At 69.8% G+C, this 18,368-nt stretch carries 12 protein-coding genes and 1 pseudogene; 5 read left to right on the top strand and 8 right to left on the bottom strand.

Annotated elements, in window-relative coordinates; all coding sequences use genetic code 11:
- Nucleotides 1–4 precede the first annotated feature (4 nt).
- The 5 genes and pseudogenes from H9Y04_RS13005 to H9Y04_RS12980 all read left to right on the top strand — a co-directional run bounded on the left by H9Y04_RS13005 (nt 5) and on the right by H9Y04_RS12980 (nt 7,000).
- Nucleotides 5–2,149 carry an acetate--CoA ligase family protein gene (locus H9Y04_RS13005; RefSeq protein WP_187813972.1) on the top strand — a complete coding sequence of 715 codons (2,145 nt, stop codon included), beginning with the start codon at nt 5–7 and terminating at the stop codon, nt 2,147–2,149.
- A 118-nt stretch (nt 2,150–2,267) separates the two neighbouring features.
- On the top strand, nt 2,268–3,656 hold the full coding sequence (locus H9Y04_RS13000) for an OFA family MFS transporter (protein ID WP_187813971.1): 1,389 nt from the start codon (nt 2,268–2,270) through the stop codon (nt 3,654–3,656).
- Between the two features lie 336 nt (nt 3,657–3,992).
- Nucleotides 3,993–4,970 (top strand): annotated as a pseudogene (locus H9Y04_RS46120) (tyrosine-type recombinase/integrase).
- Nucleotides 4,971–5,100: 130 nt separating this feature from the next.
- Nucleotides 5,101–5,694: a winged helix-turn-helix domain-containing protein gene (locus tag H9Y04_RS12985; protein WP_046425638.1), complete on the top strand. Its 594-nt coding sequence runs from the start codon at nt 5,101–5,103 to the stop codon at nt 5,692–5,694.
- A 34-nt stretch (nt 5,695–5,728) separates the two neighbouring features.
- Nucleotides 5,729–7,000 (top strand): MFS transporter, encoded by a 1,272-nt coding sequence (locus tag H9Y04_RS12980; protein ID WP_187813968.1) that lies wholly within the window; start codon nt 5,729–5,731, stop codon nt 6,998–7,000.
- Between the two features lie 69 nt (nt 7,001–7,069).
- On the opposite strand, the gene H9Y04_RS12975 is transcribed toward H9Y04_RS12980, so the two are convergent.
- From H9Y04_RS12975 to H9Y04_RS12940, 8 genes are all read right to left on the bottom strand, one after another.
- Entirely contained in the window at nt 7,070–10,126 is a 3,057-nt protein-coding gene (locus H9Y04_RS12975) for a Tn3 family transposase (protein WP_187813967.1), read from the bottom strand.
- Nucleotides 10,127–10,348: 222 nt separating this feature from the next.
- Nucleotides 10,349–11,392: a sugar phosphate isomerase/epimerase family protein gene (locus H9Y04_RS12970; protein WP_187813966.1), complete on the bottom strand. Its 1,044-nt coding sequence runs from the start codon at nt 11,390–11,392 to the stop codon at nt 10,349–10,351.
- 86 nt (nt 11,393–11,478) lie between these two features.
- The gene (locus tag H9Y04_RS12965; RefSeq protein ID WP_187813965.1) at nt 11,479–12,894 is read right to left on the bottom strand and encodes an alkaline phosphatase family protein; all 1,416 of its coding nucleotides are present in this window, start codon (nt 12,892–12,894) and stop codon (nt 11,479–11,481) included.
- Nucleotides 12,891–14,060: a metabolite traffic protein EboE gene (eboE, locus tag H9Y04_RS12960; RefSeq protein WP_187813964.1), complete on the bottom strand. Its 1,170-nt coding sequence runs from the start codon at nt 14,058–14,060 to the stop codon at nt 12,891–12,893. The genes H9Y04_RS12965 and eboE overlap by 4 nt, the downstream gene beginning before the upstream one ends.
- Nucleotides 14,061–14,063: 3 nt before the next feature.
- Entirely contained in the window at nt 14,064–14,912 is an 849-nt protein-coding gene (locus tag H9Y04_RS12955) for a TatD family hydrolase (RefSeq protein ID WP_187813963.1), read from the bottom strand.
- Nucleotides 14,912–15,691 (bottom strand): EboA domain-containing protein, encoded by a 780-nt coding sequence (locus tag H9Y04_RS12950; protein WP_187813962.1) that lies wholly within the window; start codon nt 15,689–15,691, stop codon nt 14,912–14,914. The genes H9Y04_RS12955 and H9Y04_RS12950 overlap by 1 nt, the downstream gene beginning before the upstream one ends.
- Nucleotides 15,688–16,668, bottom strand: coding sequence for a sugar phosphate isomerase/epimerase family protein (locus H9Y04_RS12945; protein WP_187813961.1), 981 nt, complete (start codon nt 16,666–16,668; stop codon nt 15,688–15,690). Before H9Y04_RS12945 ends, H9Y04_RS12950 begins: the two co-directional genes overlap by 4 nt.
- A complete protein-coding gene (locus tag H9Y04_RS12940; RefSeq protein ID WP_236070786.1) occupies nt 16,665–18,281 on the bottom strand; it encodes an SCO3242 family prenyltransferase in 1,617 nt (538 codons plus the stop codon). The genes H9Y04_RS12945 and H9Y04_RS12940 overlap by 4 nt, the downstream gene beginning before the upstream one ends.
- Nucleotides 18,282–18,368: the final 87 nt, after the last annotated feature.

Genomic DNA, 18,368 nt, shown 5'->3' with positions numbered 1-18,368 from the left:
CGTGATGGCCGAAGACCGTGCGCTGACGGTGCGGGCCCTGCTCGATGCCGTACGCGCCGAGGGGCGCAGCACTCTCACCGCGCCGGAGGGCAAGGTGATCGCCGACGCGTACGGCATCGCTGTACCCGGCGAGGAGCTGGCCCGTGATGTCGACGAGGCGGTCGCCGCGGCGGCGCGCTTCGACGGACCGGTGGTCCTGAAGATCGTCTCTCCCGACATCCTGCACAAGACCGACGCCGGCGGCGTGATCGTCGGGGTGGAGGGCGCCGCGGACGTGCGGGCCGCCTTCCACAAGATCGTCGAGAATGCCAAGGCGTACAACGCCGAGGCGAAGATCGACGGCATCCAAGTGCAGCAGATGCTGCCGCCGGGGCAGGAAGTCATCGTCGGTGCCGTCACCGATGCGACCTTCGGCAAGGTCGTGGCCTTCGGGCTCGGCGGTGTCCTGGTGGAGGTCCTGAAGGACGTCACCTTCCGCCTCGCGCCGGTCAGTGCCGACGAGGCGCAGTCGATGCTCGACTCCATCAAGGCGGCGGAGATCCTGCGCGGGGTGCGCGGCGCGCCGGCGGTGGACCGCTGGGCGGTGGCCGAGCAGATCCGCCGTGTGTCCGAACTGGTCACGGACTTCCCGGAGATCGCGGAGGTCGACCTCAACCCGGTGATCGCCACGCCGGAAGGCGCGATGGCCGCGGACATCCGCGTGATCCTCACGGACGAGGTGCCGAAGGAGCGTCGCAAGTACGGCCGCGAGGAGATCCTGCGCTCCATGAAGCGGCTGATGCAGCCGCGCTCGGTCGCCGTGATCGGTGCCTCCAACGAGCAGGGCAAGATTGGCAATTCGGTCATGCGCAACCTCATCGACGGCGGGTTCGGCGGAGAGATCCATCCGGTGAACCCCAAGGCCGATGACATCTTGGGCCGCAAGGCGTACAAGAGTGTCACGGACGTTCCGGGTGAGGTGGATGTGGCGGTCTTCGCGATCCCCGCCAAGTTCGTGGCTTCGGCGCTCGAGGAGGTGGGACGCAAGGGCATACCCAACGCCGTCCTCATCCCCTCCGGGTTCGCCGAGACCGGTGAACACGCCCTCCAGGACGAGATCGTGGAGATTGCCGAGCGCCATGGCGTACGGCTGCTCGGGCCCAACATCTACGGCTACTACTCGACGTGGCAGGACCTGTGCGCCACGTTCTGCACGCCGTACGACGTGAAGGGCGGCGTGGCCCTCACCAGTCAGTCCGGCGGTATCGGCATGGCGATCCTGGGCTTTGCCCGGACTACCAAGACCGGTGTGTCGGCGATCGTGGGCCTCGGCAACAAGTCGGACCTCGACGAGGACGATCTGCTCACCTGGTTCGGCGAGGACCCCAACACCGACTGCATCGCGATGCACCTGGAGGACCTCAAGGACGGGCGGGCCTTCGTGGAGGCCGCGCGGGCGACCGTGCCGAAGAAGCCGGTCGTGGTCCTCAAGGCGGGCCGTACGGCGGCCGGCGCCAAGGCGGCCGGATCGCACACCGGCGCTTTGGCCGGCGACGACGCGGTGTACGAGGACATCCTCAAGCAGGCGGGCGTGATCCGCGCGCCCGGTCTCAACGACATGCTCGAGTACGCGCGTGCGCTGCCGATCATGCCGACGCCGAAGGGCGACAACGTCGTGATCATCACCGGCGCCGGCGGCAGCGGAGTGCTGCTCTCCGACGCGGTGACGGACAACGGGCTCGAGCTGATGGAGATTCCGGAGGATCTGGACGCGGCCTTCCGGACGTTCATCCCGCCGTTCGGCGCCGCGGGCAACCCCGTGGACATCACCGGCGGCGAACCCCCTTCGACGTACGAGGCGACGATCCGTCTCGGACTCGAGGACCCGCGGATCCACTCCCTGGTGCTCGGCTACTGGCACACGATCGTCACTCCCCCGATGGTCTTCGCCGAGCTCACCGCGAAGGTGGTGGCCGAGTTCAAGGAACGCGGCATCGAGAAGCCGGTGGTCGCGTCGCTCGCGGGCGATGTCGAGGTCGAGGAGGCCTGCCAGTTCCTCTTCGAGCACGGCGTCGTCGCCTACCCCTACACGACGGAGAAGCCGGTCGCGGTGCTCGGCGCGAAGTACCGCTGGGCGCGCGCGGCGGGGTTGTTGGGAGGCGGTCGATGAGCTGACCGAGCTCACCACGGGGCCTGCGGTGACCGCTCGCCGCAGGCCCCGGCACCGGAAGGAAGTTGGACAGGGGGCGCTGGCCAGGCTTCTTCGACGCAAGGGGTGCTGAAGCTCAATGACTACAACTGATCTGCCTACGTCGGCTCCGTATCAGGAGCTCGTCGACAAGAACGGCCGGGTTTACCGTGTGGGTGAATCCGACATCGACATCATGGGGCGCAAGCGCAAGTGGATGGTCATCCTGCCGTGGATCGGGATGATGGGTATTTCCTCTGCGGAGTATGCGTTTGCTTCCGCTGAGGACACGCTGCACGAGGCGCACGCCTGGTCCAGCACCAGCATCTACTGGATGCTGACGGTCTGGGTGTTCTGCCAGGCCGCAGTCGCCTTCCCGGCGGGCAAGCTCCGCGAGTCGGGGAAGCTCCCTGCCCGCTGGGCGATGATGCTCGGCGCGGCGGGCACGTTCATCGGCTATCTGTCGCTCGCGTTCGCACCGCACGTCATGCTGGCCGTCATCGGCTTCGGCATGTTCAGCGGTATGGGCGCAGGCATGGTGTACGCGACCTGCGTCAACATGGTCGGCAAGTGGTATCCGGAGCGCAAGGGCGGCAAGACCGGCTTCGTGAACGGCGGTTTCGCCTACGGCTCGGTGCCCTTCGTGTTCCTCTTCCACGGCTACATGGACACCACCAACTACAAGTGGGTACTGGTGTCGGCGGGCCTGTTCCTCGCCGGAATCGTGGCGTACGCAGGATTCTTCTTCAAGGACCCGCCGCGGAACTGGTGGCCGGCGGAAGTCGACCCCCTCAACCCGCCGAAGGACCCGCGTGCGGCCCGTGCGCTGCAGAAGAACCCGCCCGCGGTCAAGCAGATGACGCCCGGGGAGGCATGGAAGACCGGTCGTGTGGCGGTCATGTGGGTGTGTCTTGCCTTCACTTCGGGCGTCAACATCTTCGGTATCTCCTTCCAGGTCGACATCGGTGAGTCCGCGGGATTCGCCGCCGGGATCGTGGCGACGGCCATGTCCCTGAAGGCCATCGTCAACGGCACCGGGCGCGGTGTCATCGGCTGGCTGTCCGACCGGTACGGGCGCAAGGAGTGTCTGCTCTTCGTCTGTATCGTCCTCGGCGCTTCCCAGTTCGGCATCATCTGGTCGGCGGGCATCAAGAGCCTGCCACTGTTCCTGCTGTTCTCCGCCATATCGGGCTTCGGCGGCGGCGCCATCTTCCCGATGTTCGCTGCGATGACCGCCGACTACTTCGGCGAGAACAACAATGCTTCCAACTACGGCATGGTCTACAGCTCGAAGCTGGTCTCCGGTCTGGGTGCCGGCATGGGTTCGGTCGCGGTGACCGCCTGGGGACTCAACGGCGCCTTCACGCTGGCCGGTTCCCTGTCGTTCGCGGCGTTCTTCATCGCGCTCTTCCTCAAGGCACCGGGACGCGACTACAAGGGACGCCTCATCAAGGAGAACCCCAAGCCGATCAGCCGCGAGGTGATGTAACACCACCGATCCCCTTCTCGGTACGTCAGGGCCCGCTCGCTTCCCCCGGGGCGGGCCCTTGTCGTCTCTCTCCAGTGAACCATCGAGATTGCATACAGTCTACTATCTCAAATGAACTGGGGCATGGCTCGGGGGGTGAGGAACATCGGAACGAAAACCGGCGCTAAGGATCTGTCGGCCCTGGTGGGCGGCTGACGGGGTGTCGGTCGCGGGACCGGTCTGAAGTCTTCCCGCAGATAACGCCCTATTATCTGTGGCATCGCTGATCACGACCTGCGGCGACGTTCTCGGGGCCGTGCGTGAAGCGGCCCCGTTATCTGCGGCAAGGGGGAAGCTGTGCCCGCCGTCGTACGACTGCCCGTCGGGAAGGCGTTGACCGTCCGCGCGGCGGCCGACGTGTTCCTCGACTCACTCGACAACGCGAACACGCTCCGGTCGTACGGAATTGGCGTCGGCAAGACCGCCGAACACCTCGGCGAGACCCGCCCGCTCGCCACCGTCGCGGACGACGAGATCGGCGGCGCCCTCGAACAGCTGTGGGGCGAGGCCGCGGTCAACACGTGGAACGCCCGGCGGGCGTCGGTGCTGTCATGGCTGGGCTGGTGCGCCGAGCGCGGGTACGACGGCCCGGCTGTCCCGGCCTGGGTGAAGCGGATGCCCCCGCCGGACTCGGAGACCCCGGCCCGCTCGAAGATGGCCGTCGACCGGCTGATCGCCCGACGCGACGTCCACCTCCGGGAGAAGACGCTTTGACGGATGCTCTACGAGACCGTCGCGCGGGCGGAGGAGATCCTCGGCGTCAACATTGAGGAGCTGGCCCTCGCCGCCCGCAGGGCCCCGGTGAAGGCCAAGGGCGCGAAGCCGCGCACCCGACGCCGCGGCGCCCCGCGCGAGGACTACGTCATGGAGCCCGTGTACTGGGACGCCGGCACCGCCCGCCTGCTGCCCCGACTGATCAAGGGCCGTACCCGCGGGCCGGTGTTCGTCACCCACCGCAAGCCGAGCCCCGGGAAGGTCGTCAGCCGGCGCGACGTGTGCCCGAACACCGGGCTGGTCCGACTGTCGTACGGGCAGGCCCGCGCCCTCCTGGATGCGCACACGGCTGTCGGGGGTGTGGCGGGAACGGGCTGGGACCTGCACGAGTACCGGCACTCCGGCCTCACCCACCTCGGTGAGGCCGGGGCCAGCCTGCCGATGCTCATGGCGAAGTCGCGGCACAAGAAGCCGGAGAACGTGCGGCGTTACTTCCACCCCTCGGCTGAGGCGATCGCCGAGGTCACCAGCCTTCTCGCGCCCGGAGACAGCAGGCGCTGACCTGGTCAGCGCCAGTCAAGTCGAGCTGAGCTGGCTGTCTCCAGTCCCCTGCGCATAGAGCCGGGCTACTCGGCCATCCAACTCTGAAGCGCTTATTGCGAAGTTTCCACTTCATACCTACGGTAAGCGCATGCGACCGAAGCACGAGCCTGAGCAGATCACCGACCTGTCACGGTTGAGGGCGTTCATGAACCCGCTGCGGATGCAGCTGTACCGGCTGCTGTACGCCGCGGGCACCGCGACCGCCTCTCAGCTCGCCGAGCATGTCGACGAAACGCCCTCGCTGGTCAGCTACCACTTGCGCAAGCTGGCTGAGCACGGCTTCGTGACCCAGGCGAGTGGCCAGGGCGCCGACGGCCGCGAGCGCTGGTGGCAGGTGGCATCTGAAGAGGGCTGGGGCTTCCGTGACTCGGACTTCGCGGACACGCCCGAGGGAGCCGCCGCGGTCGGCGCGGTGACCCGAGGGATCTTCGACACCCGCGTCGCCCAATACCGCACGTATCTCGACCAGAAGTCCGCCTGGGGGAAGGCGTGGACCGACGCGTCCTTCAGCTCCGAGTGGCTGCTCGACCTCACCCCGGCCGAACTCGCCGAGATGAGCGACGAGCTTGAGGCGCTGGCCCGGCGCTGGCGGGAGCGCGGCAAGGCCGCCAAGGCGGCCGACGACACCGAGGACCGCGAGCACGTGTCTGTGCACCTATACGGCTTTCCCTTCCGGCCCTGACTCAGCCGAATTCCCAACGTACTTGGAGCCCACCATGGCCACCCCAGAGACGGTCCTGCCCAAAAACGCCGCCACACCGGCTCACCGCGACGGCAACGTGTTGCGCTGGCTCACCGCCTACACCGTCTCCCTCATTGGCGACAGCGTGTACTTCGTCGCCCTGGCCTGGTCCGCCCAGAAGGCCGCCGGTCCTACCGAAGTCGGCCTCGTCATGGCTGCCGGGGCAGTACCACGAGCGTTACTCATGCTCGGTGGGGGCGTGGTGGCCGACCGGTTCGACCCCCGCCGGGTGATTCTCGGCAGTGACACGCTGCGCTGCCTCCTCATCCTGGCGGTGGCCGCCGGTATCGCACTGACGGCTCCGGCCTTGTGGATCCTGGTCACGATGGCGCTCGTCTTCGGCGCCGTCGACGCACTGTTCGTACCCGCTGTCGGTGCTCTTCCGCCCCGGATCACCGCCCCCGACCAGTTGGCCCGGGTCACCGGCATGCGCTCGCTGTCGACGCGCCTCAGCCAGATCGCGGGACCGCCGATCGGCGGCCTGGCCATGGGACTCGGTGGACCCGCAGCCGCCTTCACCGTCGCCGGACTGCTCATCGCCCTGTCCCTGCCGCTCCTGCTGACGATACGGATACGACCTCTCGTGGCGCCCGACGCGGAGCGGCCGGAGCCTGGCACCGCGCGACAGGACCTGCTCGACGGCCTGCGCTACATCCGCCGCCACCGACTCATCGGCCCGCTCGTCGCCGCCGGCGCCGTCTGCGAACTCGGCCTCACCGGCACCCTCAACGTCGGCATGGTGCTCCTCAACGCCGAGCGCGGCTGGGGTCCTTCCGGCTACGGCTGGATCGTCAGCAGCTTCAGCGCAGGAGCTGCGGCTAGCGCCGCGTTGCTCGCGATCGCCGGTTGGCTGCCGCGTGCTGGCCTGATGATGGCCGGGACGCTGCTCGTGGGCTGCGCGGGTGCGGCCACGATCGCTCTGGTACCGACCCTGTGGCTCGCCGCGGTGCTGGCTGCGGTCATCGGACTGTGTGCGGGCGTCTTCGGCAGCCTGGACAACGCCCTCATACAGACTGCCGCGGACCCGGCCTATCTTGGCCGGGTCACCTCCGTGGTCATGCTCACCATGGTCGGTCTCGCCCCCCTCAGCTATCCGCTGGTCGGTGCCGCCATCGGAGCCTGGGGCGCCGCCCCGGTGTTCGTCGCCTGCGGCATCTTCGCCAGCCTGGGAGCGGGCATCGCCCTGGCCTCCGACGCGGTGCGGCACGCCGAACTGCCCCGGCAGCGGCCAGGCGTGACCATCTAAGCAACCCAACCGCAGCCCCGCCGGCCAGCTCGCAGCAGGGGCTGGTCGGCGTCTCCCGATGATTGGCGGTCACTCGCCGTCTACGGCATCCGGATCGCGCAGTGGCCGCAAGCCTCCGGGCAGGTCGGGGAGCTGGAAGGAGTAGCGGCCGAGCATGTTGATGTGCTGCCGCACGAACGGCGAGAGGCGGGCCACGTCCTCGTCGCGGACATCGAAGCCGTCCGCCCGCAGCTGATTCACCGCGGCGTCCATATACCTGGTGTTGAAGAGGACGACGGCGTTGAGGACCAGGCCGAGGGCGCCGATCTGGTCCTCCATGCCGTCTTGGTAGCGCTGGTAGAGCTGCCCTGAGCGGCCGTGGAAGATCTTCCGGGCGAGTGCGTGGCGGCCCTCCTGGAGGTTGGCCTGGGCCTTGATCTGGCGGCGGTAGCCGGGCTCGTCGGCCAGGCGCAGGATGTGCAGGGACTTGGCGATCCGCCCGTAGTGCGCAATCGCGTCCCCCAGCGGGATCGGCCGCCCGTCCCGGGACAGCATGCGGATGACGTCGTAGGCGCGCACGGCGCCGGTGTGGATGGAGCCGATGATCCGCAGGATGTCCTCCCACTGCCGCTCGATCCGCGCGAGGTCCACCCGACCACGGGCGGCGTCAGTGAATGCGCCGTAGTCGGCAGTGCGGTCGATGCGCCACATCTTCTGGTCGGGCAGGTCCGCCAGTTGCGGCGCGTACGCGAACCCAGCGAGCGTGAGCAGCCCGAACACGATGTCGCTGTACGAAGCGGTGTCGGTGACGATCATCTCCGGGCGCTTGCCACCGTCGCGGTCGTAGAGGACATCGAGCACGTACAGGGAGTCGCGCGGGGTGCCGGCCACCACCTTCCCTCCGAGCCCCGCCGCCTGGTCGTTGATCATGTTCAGCCACGTCGCGCCGCCCCGGCGCCCGAAATAGCGGGGATTGGGACGGGCGTACACGGACGGAACGGGGACGACGAACCGCATCCCGTCGACCGAAGCGACCAGCCCGCCGCCCCACGCCTGCGCGAGAGGGATCATGGCTTGGTGCTCAATGAGCGTGGCGTTCGCGGCCCGGTAGGTGGCCAGCCGCAGATAGGTCTGGTCGACGTGGGACAGCGTGCCGTACTTCAGCGCGTAGGCGGAGCCGATGACCGGGGTATAGCCGACGTTGCAGCTGTGCGCGACCAGCAGCGCGGCGATCGTGACGTGCAGTTCCTTGAGCCGGGCCTCGCCGCCGGTGATGGAGGTGAACGCCTGGTCGGCGCCGGTCCACGAGAACACCTCCAGCAGCACCTCCGGCAGGTCGACGCGGGGCATCATCGCCTCCACCGCCTTCCGCAGGTCCAGGAGGGAGGCGGGTTCGGGCTCCGGTTCCAGCGCGGCGAAGTGCAGACGGCCGTCGTCGTCGAACACGATCTGGGAGTTCGCTGGCACCCGCCCCGCGACCTCCCGGTATGTGCCGTGAAGCAGCGCGGCCCGCGCCGCCAGGTGCTCACCCGGCTCACCAGGCAGGTTCAGGGAGGCCGGCACTGTCGGGCGGACCTGCTCCCATGCCTCCCCGTCCAGCAGCTTCGCCCGCGGGTCGCCCCACTTCGAGGAGTTCTTCGCGAACACCTCCCGTCGGCGCAGCATCCGGTGGAAGGACTCCAACACGCAGAACACGTACGCCTTCCAGTCCACCGTGCCCGGCTCCAAGTGCGGCGCAGTCAGCACGAGGCGCCGCCACGAGCCCACCAGCAGGGACGTGTCGATCTCATCGGGGCCCACCTTCTTGCGCCCCATCAGGTCGGGCAGGGTCTTCAGCGCCTTGAGGACCGGCAGGCCCTCCGGGGAGGCGCCGAAGTCGACGACCTGGACGAGGAGCTTGAGGAACGGCCGTACGGTGGGAAACCGAGTGACCAGCATCGACCGCCATGCCTCGTCCGCATCGGAGTCCAGCGGCGGTGTCAGCTCGAACAGCGCTGCGATCGCGGCCGCCAGCTCATGCCGGGGCACCACCGCCTCGATCCGCTCCCACATCGCCTCGAACGTCTCCACCTCCGGCGGGGCGATCTCGCCCGTGTCGGTGTCGACGTGCTCGGACGTAGTGCTGAAGACGACCTGGAACGCGGTCGCGAGCTTCGCTGAGGCCCGCTCGACCCGGGGCAGGGTCTTCATCTTCTGCTTCGCCGTCTCCCGCTCCGCCCTGGCAAGCAGCTTCGTGGCAATGAGCACCTCCAGCAGATCGAGCGCGTCATCGACGGCCCTGCTCGTCAGGTAGACGGCCGTGGCCAGCAGGGTTGCCAGGCGCCGAGAGTCGCCGTGACGGCGCAGCAGCGACGCCTTGCCGTCCACGCCGTACCGCGACAGCTCCGCCAGTCGGCGCGGTGGTATCCCCGACACGTCCAGCCAGCCCATCCCGAAGTCGGCGATCTCCTCGGCCCGCTCCAGCGCCCACTTCATCTGAGGGCCGGAGATCCGTACCGGACCACGCCGCAGCCGGTCCAGCTCCGACACCCGAACCCCCGGCGGCACTGTCAGCAGGGAATCGAGCACCGCCCGCTGACCGATACTCAGCAGCCCGTAGAGGGTGTCCCACAGCCGTTGGTTCGCCGCCTCCCGTACGGAGGCGACCAGCCGGGCGAGCGTCGTCACGCCGGGCAGCAGCACCCGCCGCTCGCGCAGCCACCCCACCGCCGCGTCGAACAGCGCCTTCGGGCCCTCACCGGTCGTCCAGGCCCGCGCGTCGACCCACACCCGCAACTCGGCTTCCGCCTCGGCGAACTCCGTGTACTCCAGCACCCGCCGCAGCTCACGTACATGGTCCGGCCGGGTGTTCTCCCGCTCCCCGTACGCCTTCAGCACCGAGGAGTCCTTGATGCCGAGCTGCTCGGCGAGGTAGTCGACGACTTCAGCCGGCACGTCAGTCGGGTCGTCCAGGAACACCCCGAGATACCGCACGGTCGTGAGCTGGGATGCGAAGCCCAGGCGGTTGTGTGACCGCCGCTTCCCCTCGACCATCTCCCGGTCCGCGTCATCCAGGAAGAAGAACCGCTCCAACTCCGTACGGGACGGCGCCCCGTCAAACGCCGCGTACGCGGCGGCTTGCACATCAGTCAGGAACTCAACCGGCACCCCGGACCTCCACACAGTCAATGATCAACACGACTGCTGAAGGTTCCGCCACCACATAAGACCAGGTCAGAGCACTCTCAGGCGCGTGGGAGGCTTAGCGCCGGTTTTCGTTCCGATGTTCCTCAACCCCCGGCTCACAGAGGTCAACTCACCTTGCGGTGCCCGGACATGGGAAAGCCCCTGACCAGGGACCGGTCAGGGGCGTTCCCGGGCTCGGCGAGGTCAGTCCCCGCAGCGCTCCCGCAGTGAGTGCAGGTGTTCGCTGGACTTGCGGGCGAAGGCGAAGGACTCGACCGGGTTGTCGTGTTCGGCCTGCCAGTGGTGGTAACGGCGGCCGTTGTGCGACCTGCGCGTCACCTCGGAGAGGAACGTCTTGTAGTCGATGTCTCCGTCACCGACGTCCGTCATGCGGTAGCCGTACGTGGACGTCGGGTCCTTGGTGCCGTCCTTGACGTGGAACAGCGGGTAGCGGTGCGGCTGCTTGAGGACGTAGCGCAGCGGGTCGAAGGGGCGCGGGGTCCCGTCGACCTGCTTGGAGAAGCGGAACTGGCCCGCGTACGCCCAGAAGATGTCCATCTCCAGGAAGACGAGGTCCGGGTCGGTCTCCTCCAGAAGCACGTCGTAGAGGCGGACGTTGGGCTTGTCCGTCGCGAACATGAATTCTTCCGAGTGGTTGTGCTGGTAGAACTTCATGCCGCGCTTCCTGGCCGCGGCGCCGTAGGTGTTGAACTCCTCGGCCGCCCGCTTCCAGCCTTCGACGGTGGAGCCGTAGCGGAACGGGCCCGAGGCCGTGCCGATGTGCTTGAGGCCGAGGGCCTCGGCGTCGTCGAGGACCTTCTCCAGGTTCGTGGCGAAGGTGTAGGCGTTCGGGTCGTTGGAGTAGTAACCGACGTGGCTGCCGATCGCGTTGAGGCCGTGGTCACGGGTCATCTGCTTGAGCTGGGCGAGCGTGATGGCACCGGCCGACCCCTGGGTGTAGCCGGCGTACTCGACCTCGTCGTAGCCGTACTTCTGGAGCTCCGCGAACACGGCGGCGAAGCCGAGCGTGGAGACCTTGTCGCGCAGGCTGTAGAGCTGGATGCCGAGGCGGCCCTCGGGCAGAACCGGACGGCCGCGGCCGGCCGCCGCGGCGTCCGTCTCGGCTGCGGCGCTCGGTGTGGCGGCGGCGCCGATGAGGGCGGCCGCCGAGACTCCGGCGGCCACGCCGAGGACATTGCGTCTGCTGAGGCGCTGGGCGAGCTCCGGGTCCTGAGGCGTGCGGGCCATGCGGGAACTCCTTTGTTTTTAAGGGCGTTGTCAGTGGTGTCTGGTTGAGTTGAGTCGTGGATCGGGGAAGCGGGAGCGGGCCGTGATCAGGCCAGCCCCGCGAGGGTGAGCAACAGCGACTTCACATCGGTGGCTTTCAGGGAGCCATCGACAGCGCGGGGGGTGGAGATCAGGATGAGCGGACCGTCTTGCGGGTCGTCGGGGAGCCTGCCGTGGCTCCCGCGAATAGGTGACGGGTCCAGGGGCACGACCGCCATGCGGTAGCGCATGCCGAGCTTCTTGCGTGCCAGGGCTTTGGCGGCCTTGACCTTCACATAGGGGTCTTCGGGGTCCATGAAGAGTTCGACCGGGTCGTAGCCGGGTTTGCGGTGGATCTCGACGAGCTGCGCGAAGTCGGGCGCGCGTGCGTCGTCGAGCCAGTAGTAGTACGTGAACCAGGCATCCGGTTCCGCGATGGCGACGAGCTCGCCGGAGCGCGGGTGGTCCAGGCCGTGGCTCTTCTTGCCCTCGTCGTCGAGGAGTTCCTCGATGCCTTCGAGGCCGGCCAGGGCTTGTTTCGTCGCGTCCATGTCTTCGGGCTTGCGTACGTAGACATGCGCGAGCTGGTGGTCGGCGACGGCGAAGGCGCGCGAGGCCATGGTGTCGAGGTACTCCATGCCGTCCTGCGTGTGCACCTCGAGCAGTCCCGCCTTGCGCAGGGCGCGGTTGATGTCGATGTGCCGGCTGACCTTCGTGATGCCGTACTCGGACAGGGCGACCACGGTGCGGCCTTGCGCCTTCGCGTCGGCCAGGAGCGGGGCGAGGGCGGCGTCGATGTCCCTGGCCGCCTTCAGGGAGCGGGGGTCGTCGGGGCCGAAGCGCTGCAGGTCGTAGTCGAGATGCGGGAGGTAGCAGAGCGTCAGGTCGGGTTTGCGGGTGCGCATGATGTGACGGGTCGCGTCGACGATCCACTGAGAGGAGGTGAGATTCGCGCCGGGGCCCCAGAAGGTGAAGAGGGGGAACGTGCCGAATTTCTCGGTGAGTTCATCGTGCAGGGCGGGCGGCCGGGTGTAGCAGTCGGGCTCTTTGCGGCCGTCGGCGTAATAGACAGGACGGGGGGTGACGATGATGTCGGTGTCCGCGCCCATGGCGTACCACCAGCAGATATTGGCGACCGTGTAGCCGGGGTGGGCCCGGCGGGCGGCGTCCCAGAGCTTGTCGCCGGCCACGAGGCGGTTGTGCTGGCGCCACAGCAGCACGTCGCCGAGTTCACGGAAGTACCAGCCGTTGCCGACGATGCCGTGCTCGGCGGGGAGCGTGCCGGTCAGGAAGGTGGACTGGGCGGCGCAGGTCACGGCGGGCAGCACGGTGCCGAGGGTGGCCTGGGAGCCCTTGTTGGCAAGGGACTTGAGGTTCGGCATGTGCGCGAGCAGACGGGGGGTGAGGCCGACGACGTCCAGGACAAGGAGCGGGGTGGGGCCGCCGTCGGGGTTCGCGGTGTCGGGGGGCGGGGCGACGGTCACGGCAGCTCCTTGAGGCCCAGGTCGACGAGGAGGTCACGGGCGAGGGTGAGCTCGGCGGCGATGCCGTCGGCGAGCTGGGTGCGGGCGCGGGGACGCAGTTCGTCGGGCAGCGCCTGCCAGGTGTAGGTCTCGACCTCGAGGTGCCGGGTGCGCGGTGTCGGGCCGCCCACCAGGCGGGTCAGGACGTCCTTGAGGACATCGAGGGTGGAGGTGAGAGGCGGCGCCGGGGCCGCGTGCAGCGGGACATGGAAGTGGGAGCGCCAGGGTGCGGTCTCGGGCAGGGCACTGCCGTCGAGGGCCTCGCCCAGATCGTCCGTGCCGTGCAGCCGGCCGGCCGTACGGGTGCGGGTCTGGTGCAGGAAGCGGGGCTCGTCGAAGGCCGCCAATGCGGTACGGACCGCGGGCAGTTGGGGCTGTTCGGCGTGGAGTGCGGCGGAGAGCTGGACCTTGTGGATGGGGATGCCCGCTGCGACCAGGGCGTCGAGTGCGGTCCCCGGATCTTCGAAGGAGGTGGCGAGATGACAGGTGTCGACACAGATGCCGATGCGTTCATGACCGACCTCGGTCAGCGGGGCGATCGCGTCGGCGGTGGTCTCGACGGTGCACCCGGGCTCGGGTTCCAGACCGATGCGGATGGAGCGGCCGGTGAGCTCTTCGAGCGCGTCCAGGCGCTGGGCGAGGGTGGTGAGTGCGTCGCGTGCGGTGGCGGCGCGGGTGTCGTCGTAGTCCGTGCGCCAGGCGAGCGGCAGGGTCGAGATGCTGCCTTCGGTGGCGTCGTCGGGGAGCAGGGAGGTGAGCAGCCGGGCCAGATCGGTGGTGTGGGTGAGGCGTTCGGGATCGGCCCAGTCCGGCTTGTACACGCGGTACTTGACCTCTTCGGCACCGAAGCCCTCATAGGGGAAGCCGTTGAGGGTGACCACTTCGAGGCCGCGCCGGTCGAGTTCGCCGCGCAGCCCGCGCAGGGCGGCCGGGTCGGCGATCAGCGCCCGGGCGGCGTCGCGCGCGAGCCACAGGCCGATGCCGAGCCGGTCCCTGCCGAGCCGTTTGCGGACGGGTTCGCAGTGGTCGCGGAGCTGGGCGAGTACGCCGTCCAGGGTCTCGGCGGGGTGGACATTGGTGCAGTACGCGAGGTGGACGGTGGAGCCGTCGGGGTGCCGGAAGCGCATGGCTCACTCACCGCCGCGCAGAATCGAGTTCCCCTCGTGCGTGGCATCGGTGTCCGCGACATCGAGGTCGAGCCTGCCGCTGAGCCCGTAGAAGGCGAGGGGGTTGCGCCACAGGACCTGGTCGACCTGGTCCTCGGTGAAGTCGGCGGCGAGCATCGCGTCGCCGACCTTGCGGGTCTTGAGCGGATCGCTCTTGCCCCAGTCCGCGGCCGAGTTCACCAGTACCTTCTCGGGGCCGTACTCCTTGAGGAGGGCGACCATCCGGTCCTCGTCCATCTTGGTGTCGGGATAGACGGAGAAACCGAGCCAGCAGCCGGCGTCCTTGGCGTCCTTGACCGTGGTCTCGTTGAGGTGGTCGAGGAGCACCCGGTCGAGCGGCAGCGCGGACTCGCGGACCACATCGATGGTGCGGTGCAGTCCGGCGAGCTTGTCGCGGTGCGGGGTGTGCACGAGGGCGGGGAGCTCGGCGTCCGCGGCCATCTGCAGCTGGGCGGCGAGCGCGGTGTCCTCGGCCGGGGTCATCGAGTCGTAGCCGATCTCGCCCACGGCCACGACGTTGTCCTTGACCAGATAGCGGGGCAGCTGGTCGAGGACCGGGGTGCAGCGGGGGTCGTTCGCTTCCTTGGGGTTGAGGGCGATGGTGCAGTGGTGCGCGATCCCGTACTGCGCGGCACGGAAGGGCTCCCAGCCCAGGAGCGAGTCGAAGTAGTCGTAGAAGGAGGAGGGGGAGGTGCGGGGCTGACCCAGCCAGAAGGCCGGCTCGACGACGGCGCGGACACCGGCCGCATACATGGCCTCGTAGTCGTCGGTGGTGCGGGAGGTCATGTGGATGTGGGGGTCGAAGATGCGCATCAGGACTCCTGGGGGGACGCGGCGGACGCGGCGGGCGCGGCTTCGGAGGGCGGCTCGGTGGGGGCGCCGGCTCTCGTGAGGGGCTCGGTGGAGCTCGCGCCGGGGGCCTCCACTGCAGAGGTCTCGACGGAGGTTTCGGTGCAGGTCTCTGCGGAGGTCTCTGCGGAAACCTCGGTCAAGGCCAGGACGCGCTGCAGATCCGCGGGCACGGGGCGGCCCGCGGCCGTACGCTCGCGGGCGAAGTCGCCGAGCATACGGGCGAGTTCGGCGTCACCTCGGGCGCGGTCGGCCAGTGCGGCCACCTCATCGACGCTCACTCCGGTGAACAGGCACTTGAGTACGGCGTGCCGCCAGGCGTGGGCGCCGAGGTGTTCGGCGCCGTAGGGGCCGACGGCGGCGGCGACGAGGGAGGTGTCGTTGGTGCGCAGCGCGTCCTCCGTGAGCCCGAGCGCCTCGGGCCCGGGGACGAGATGGTCGAGGGTGCGCAGGACGGCGCGGCGTTCGGCGGCGGTGCCCTGTTCGTAGAGGCGGGTCAGGGTGGCGGTGTCGGCGCGGGCGGCGTGCAGGAGCAGCAGCCGTGCGTCGTCGGCGTGCTCGGGTCCGCAGCGCCGGCCCGCCTGGGCGAAGCGCAACTCCCAGGTGGGGACGGGCCCTTGGCCGCTGTCCGCCTTGTGGTCGGCGGCTTCGGTGAGCGACTGGTCCAGCCATGCCCGGGCGTCGGGGTCCAGGGCGGTTTCGAGGCCGGCGCGGAGGGCTGCGAGGGAAGGGGTGCGGGTCATGGCCTGCCTCCTTCGGAGAGCTGAGCGGTGGAGGCCGGGGCGGCGGGTGAGCTCGGCGGGACGGTGACCGGCTCCCCGGCGATCGGCGCCGATCGCCGGGGCTCGGGCACCCGGCGCTGCTGTGAGCGGCGTTCCGCTGCGGCCTGGGCCAGGTGGAGGAACTCGAGGGACTCCTCCGCCAGTTGGGGGCCGGCGTGGGAGTGGCGGGGAAGTTCGACGACGGTGAGGCCCTGGTAGCCGGTGGCGGCCAGTGCCTCCAGGACAGGCGGAAAGTCGATCTCGCCCGCACCGAAGGGGAGGTGTTCATGGACGCCGCGGCGCATGTCCTCGATCTGCACGTGCCGGAGCCACGGCGCGGCATCGCGGACGCAGTCGGCGGGCGAGGCCGGTTCGAGGCACTGGCAGTGCCCGATGTCGAGGGTCAGGCCGAGGGCCTCCGGGGCGCCCAGATCCGTGCGCAGCCGGTGGAAGTCGGCGAGACAGGACAGGAGATGGCCGGGTTCGGGCTCGATGGCCAGGGGGATGCCCGCCCCTTCGGCGGCCTCGACGACCGGGGTGATCGCCTCGGCGAGCCGCTTCCACGCGGTGTCCTCAGCGGTGCCCTCGGGCTTGATGCCGCTGAAGCAGTGCACGGCATGGGCGCCCAGGTCGGCGGCGACGCGTGCGGCCCGGATCAGCAGCCGGACGCGGGCCGCGCGGCGGTCGGGATCGGAGTCGAGAAGGGAGGGGCCGTGTTTGCGGCGTGGGTCGAGTACGTAGCGTGCGCCGGTCTCGATGGTCGCCGTCAGACCGAGCTGGTCCAGACGGCGGGCCACCCTGCGGGTGCGGGCGGCCAGGTCGGGCGCCATCGGGTCCAGGTGCATGTGGTCGAGGGTCAGGCCGACGCCCTCGTAGCCCAGGTCGGCGAGCAGGGCGAGGGCGTCGTCGAGACGCAGATCGGTCAGACCGTTGGTGCCGTAGCCGAACCGGAGGCTCATGTGACGCTCACCTTCCGTGCGAACCGACGGGCGAGGGGGGCGAGTGACGCCGTGACCAGTGCGGTGCCGGGCCTCCCGGCGCGTGCGGCGAGGGCCGCCTGGAGCGGGATCATCGCGCGGATCCCGCCGCCCACGGCTCGTTGGGTGAGCTGGGGCGAGGGGTTGAGGAGGGCGTGGAACAGGGGCTGCGCGGCGGTCAGCGCGTACAGGGCGCCGAGCTCGGCGCGCAGGCTCGCGGCGGGCGTGGGGCCCGGCAGTCCCAGGGCGGCTGCGAGCACCTGGGCTGCCGGGGGTCGGTGGGATGCGGGGGTGGGGTCGAGGTGGGTGCCGAGCCCCCGCGCGACGGGTGGCCCGCCGCCTGCGGAGACGTGTGCCCCGCCGTCCCCGGAGAGGGGTGCCCCTCCGCCTGCGGAGACGTGTGCCCCGCCGTCCCCGGAGAGGGGTGCCCCTCCGCCTGCGGAGACGTGTGCCCCGCCACCTGCAGACGCGGGTGCCCTGCCGTCTGCGGAGATGTGTGCCCCACCGTCCACGGACACGGGTGCCCTGCCGTCTGCTGGGACGTATGCCCCGCCACCTGCAGACGCGGGTGCCCTGCTGACTGCTGAGACCTGTGCCCCGCCGTCCCCGGAGAGGGGCGCCCCTCCACCTGCGGTGACAGGTGGTCCCCCGTCACCGGATACACCCGCCGCACGACCATGCGCCACCGCCCGTGACAGAACCGCCGTGACGGCAAGTCCCGCCAGTGGAGCCAGGGTCGAGCCGCCCTCCGCCTCGCGGCGGGAGACCGTGGTGACGGAGAAGGTGTGGGCTCCGAGCAGGGCCGCGGCGGACAGGGCCGGGCGGACGCGCCCGGTGGTGGCGACCGCACCGAGCAGGAGGTCGAGCGAGCGGGCGCCCGCCATGGCGAGCGGGCCCGCGGGGGTGTTCTTCAGACCCAGGTCGTACGCCCACACCGCGCCGGCCAGCGCACCGGCGACGGCGAGCGGCCTGCGGCCGGCGAGCGAGGCCAGGACGAGACCGGCCGCCGTGAGACCCGCGGCCGCGGCGAGCGCGGCGAACGGGGTGATACGTCCCGAGGGCAGGGGCCGGTGGGGACGTTCGACGGCGTCGACCTCGCGGTCTGCCCAGTCGTTGAGCGCCATCCCGGCCTCGTACAGACACAGCGAGGAGCCGATGGCGAGCAGCGTGCGGCCTCGTGGCCGCGCCCCACTCGCCGCGGCGCCGGCCAGGGCATCACCGGGGACGGTGAACAAGGCGGATACGCGCAGGAGTTCGGCCCAGTCACCAAGGCGAGGGCGGACGCGCACGGGCGAGGGCTCGCTGCTGGGCGCCTGCCGATACGGGCGGACGGAGGGCCGGGGCGCGGCACCAGTGCCCATACCGGAGCCGGTGCTCGTGCCGGAGCCGGTGCCCATGCCGGAGCCGGTGCCCGAGCCGATGTCCGAGCCGGCGCCAATGCCCGACCCGGTGCCCGAGCCCGTGTCCGAGCCGGTGCCAATGCCCGAGCCGGTGCTCGTGCCGCTGACAACGTTCTCCCCAGCGCCGACTCGACCCGCCACTGGCGGCACACCGCGCTCCGAGGCCGAAGCGGAGACCGTGCCCTCGGTCGTCATGGCAGCACCCGTGCCACGCCCCGTTCGCTCCCCCGGCCCGTCCGACGCGGAGGTGTCCGCTGCGGCGGTCTCAGTCCTGGCGCGGTA

The organism is Streptomyces polyasparticus, assembly GCF_014493765.1.
In the GTDB taxonomy this organism is placed as follows: Bacteria; Actinomycetota; Actinomycetes; order Streptomycetales; family Streptomycetaceae; genus Streptomyces; species Streptomyces polyasparticus.
This window is presented reverse-complemented; position numbering and strand designations above follow the sequence as displayed.

Excerpts from the sequence above, each read along its gene's own strand:
- H9Y04_RS12945 (WP_187813961.1), bottom strand. The coding sequence starts at position 16,668 with ATGAGCCTCCGGTTCGGCTACGGCACCAACGGTCTGACCGATCTGCGT.
- H9Y04_RS13000 (WP_187813971.1), top strand. The coding sequence starts at position 2,268 with ATGACTACAACTGATCTGCCTACGTCGGCTCCGTATCAGGAGCTCGTC.
- H9Y04_RS12940 (WP_236070786.1), bottom strand. The coding sequence starts at position 18,281 with ATGACGACCGAGGGCACGGTCTCCGCTTCGGCCTCGGAGCGCGGTGTG.
- H9Y04_RS12950 (WP_187813962.1), bottom strand. The coding sequence starts at position 15,691 with ATGACCCGCACCCCTTCCCTCGCAGCCCTCCGCGCCGGCCTCGAAACC.
- H9Y04_RS12980 (WP_187813968.1), top strand. The coding sequence starts at position 5,729 with ATGGCCACCCCAGAGACGGTCCTGCCCAAAAACGCCGCCACACCGGCT.
- H9Y04_RS12955 (WP_187813963.1), bottom strand. The coding sequence starts at position 14,912 with ATGCGCATCTTCGACCCCCACATCCACATGACCTCCCGCACCACCGAC.
- eboE (WP_187813964.1), bottom strand. The coding sequence starts at position 14,060 with ATGCGCTTCCGGCACCCCGACGGCTCCACCGTCCACCTCGCGTACTGC.
- H9Y04_RS12970 (WP_187813966.1), bottom strand. The coding sequence starts at position 11,392 with ATGGCCCGCACGCCTCAGGACCCGGAGCTCGCCCAGCGCCTCAGCAGA.
- H9Y04_RS13005 (WP_187813972.1), top strand. The coding sequence starts at position 5 with ATGGCCGAAGACCGTGCGCTGACGGTGCGGGCCCTGCTCGATGCCGTA.
- H9Y04_RS12985 (WP_046425638.1), top strand. The coding sequence starts at position 5,101 with ATGCGACCGAAGCACGAGCCTGAGCAGATCACCGACCTGTCACGGTTG.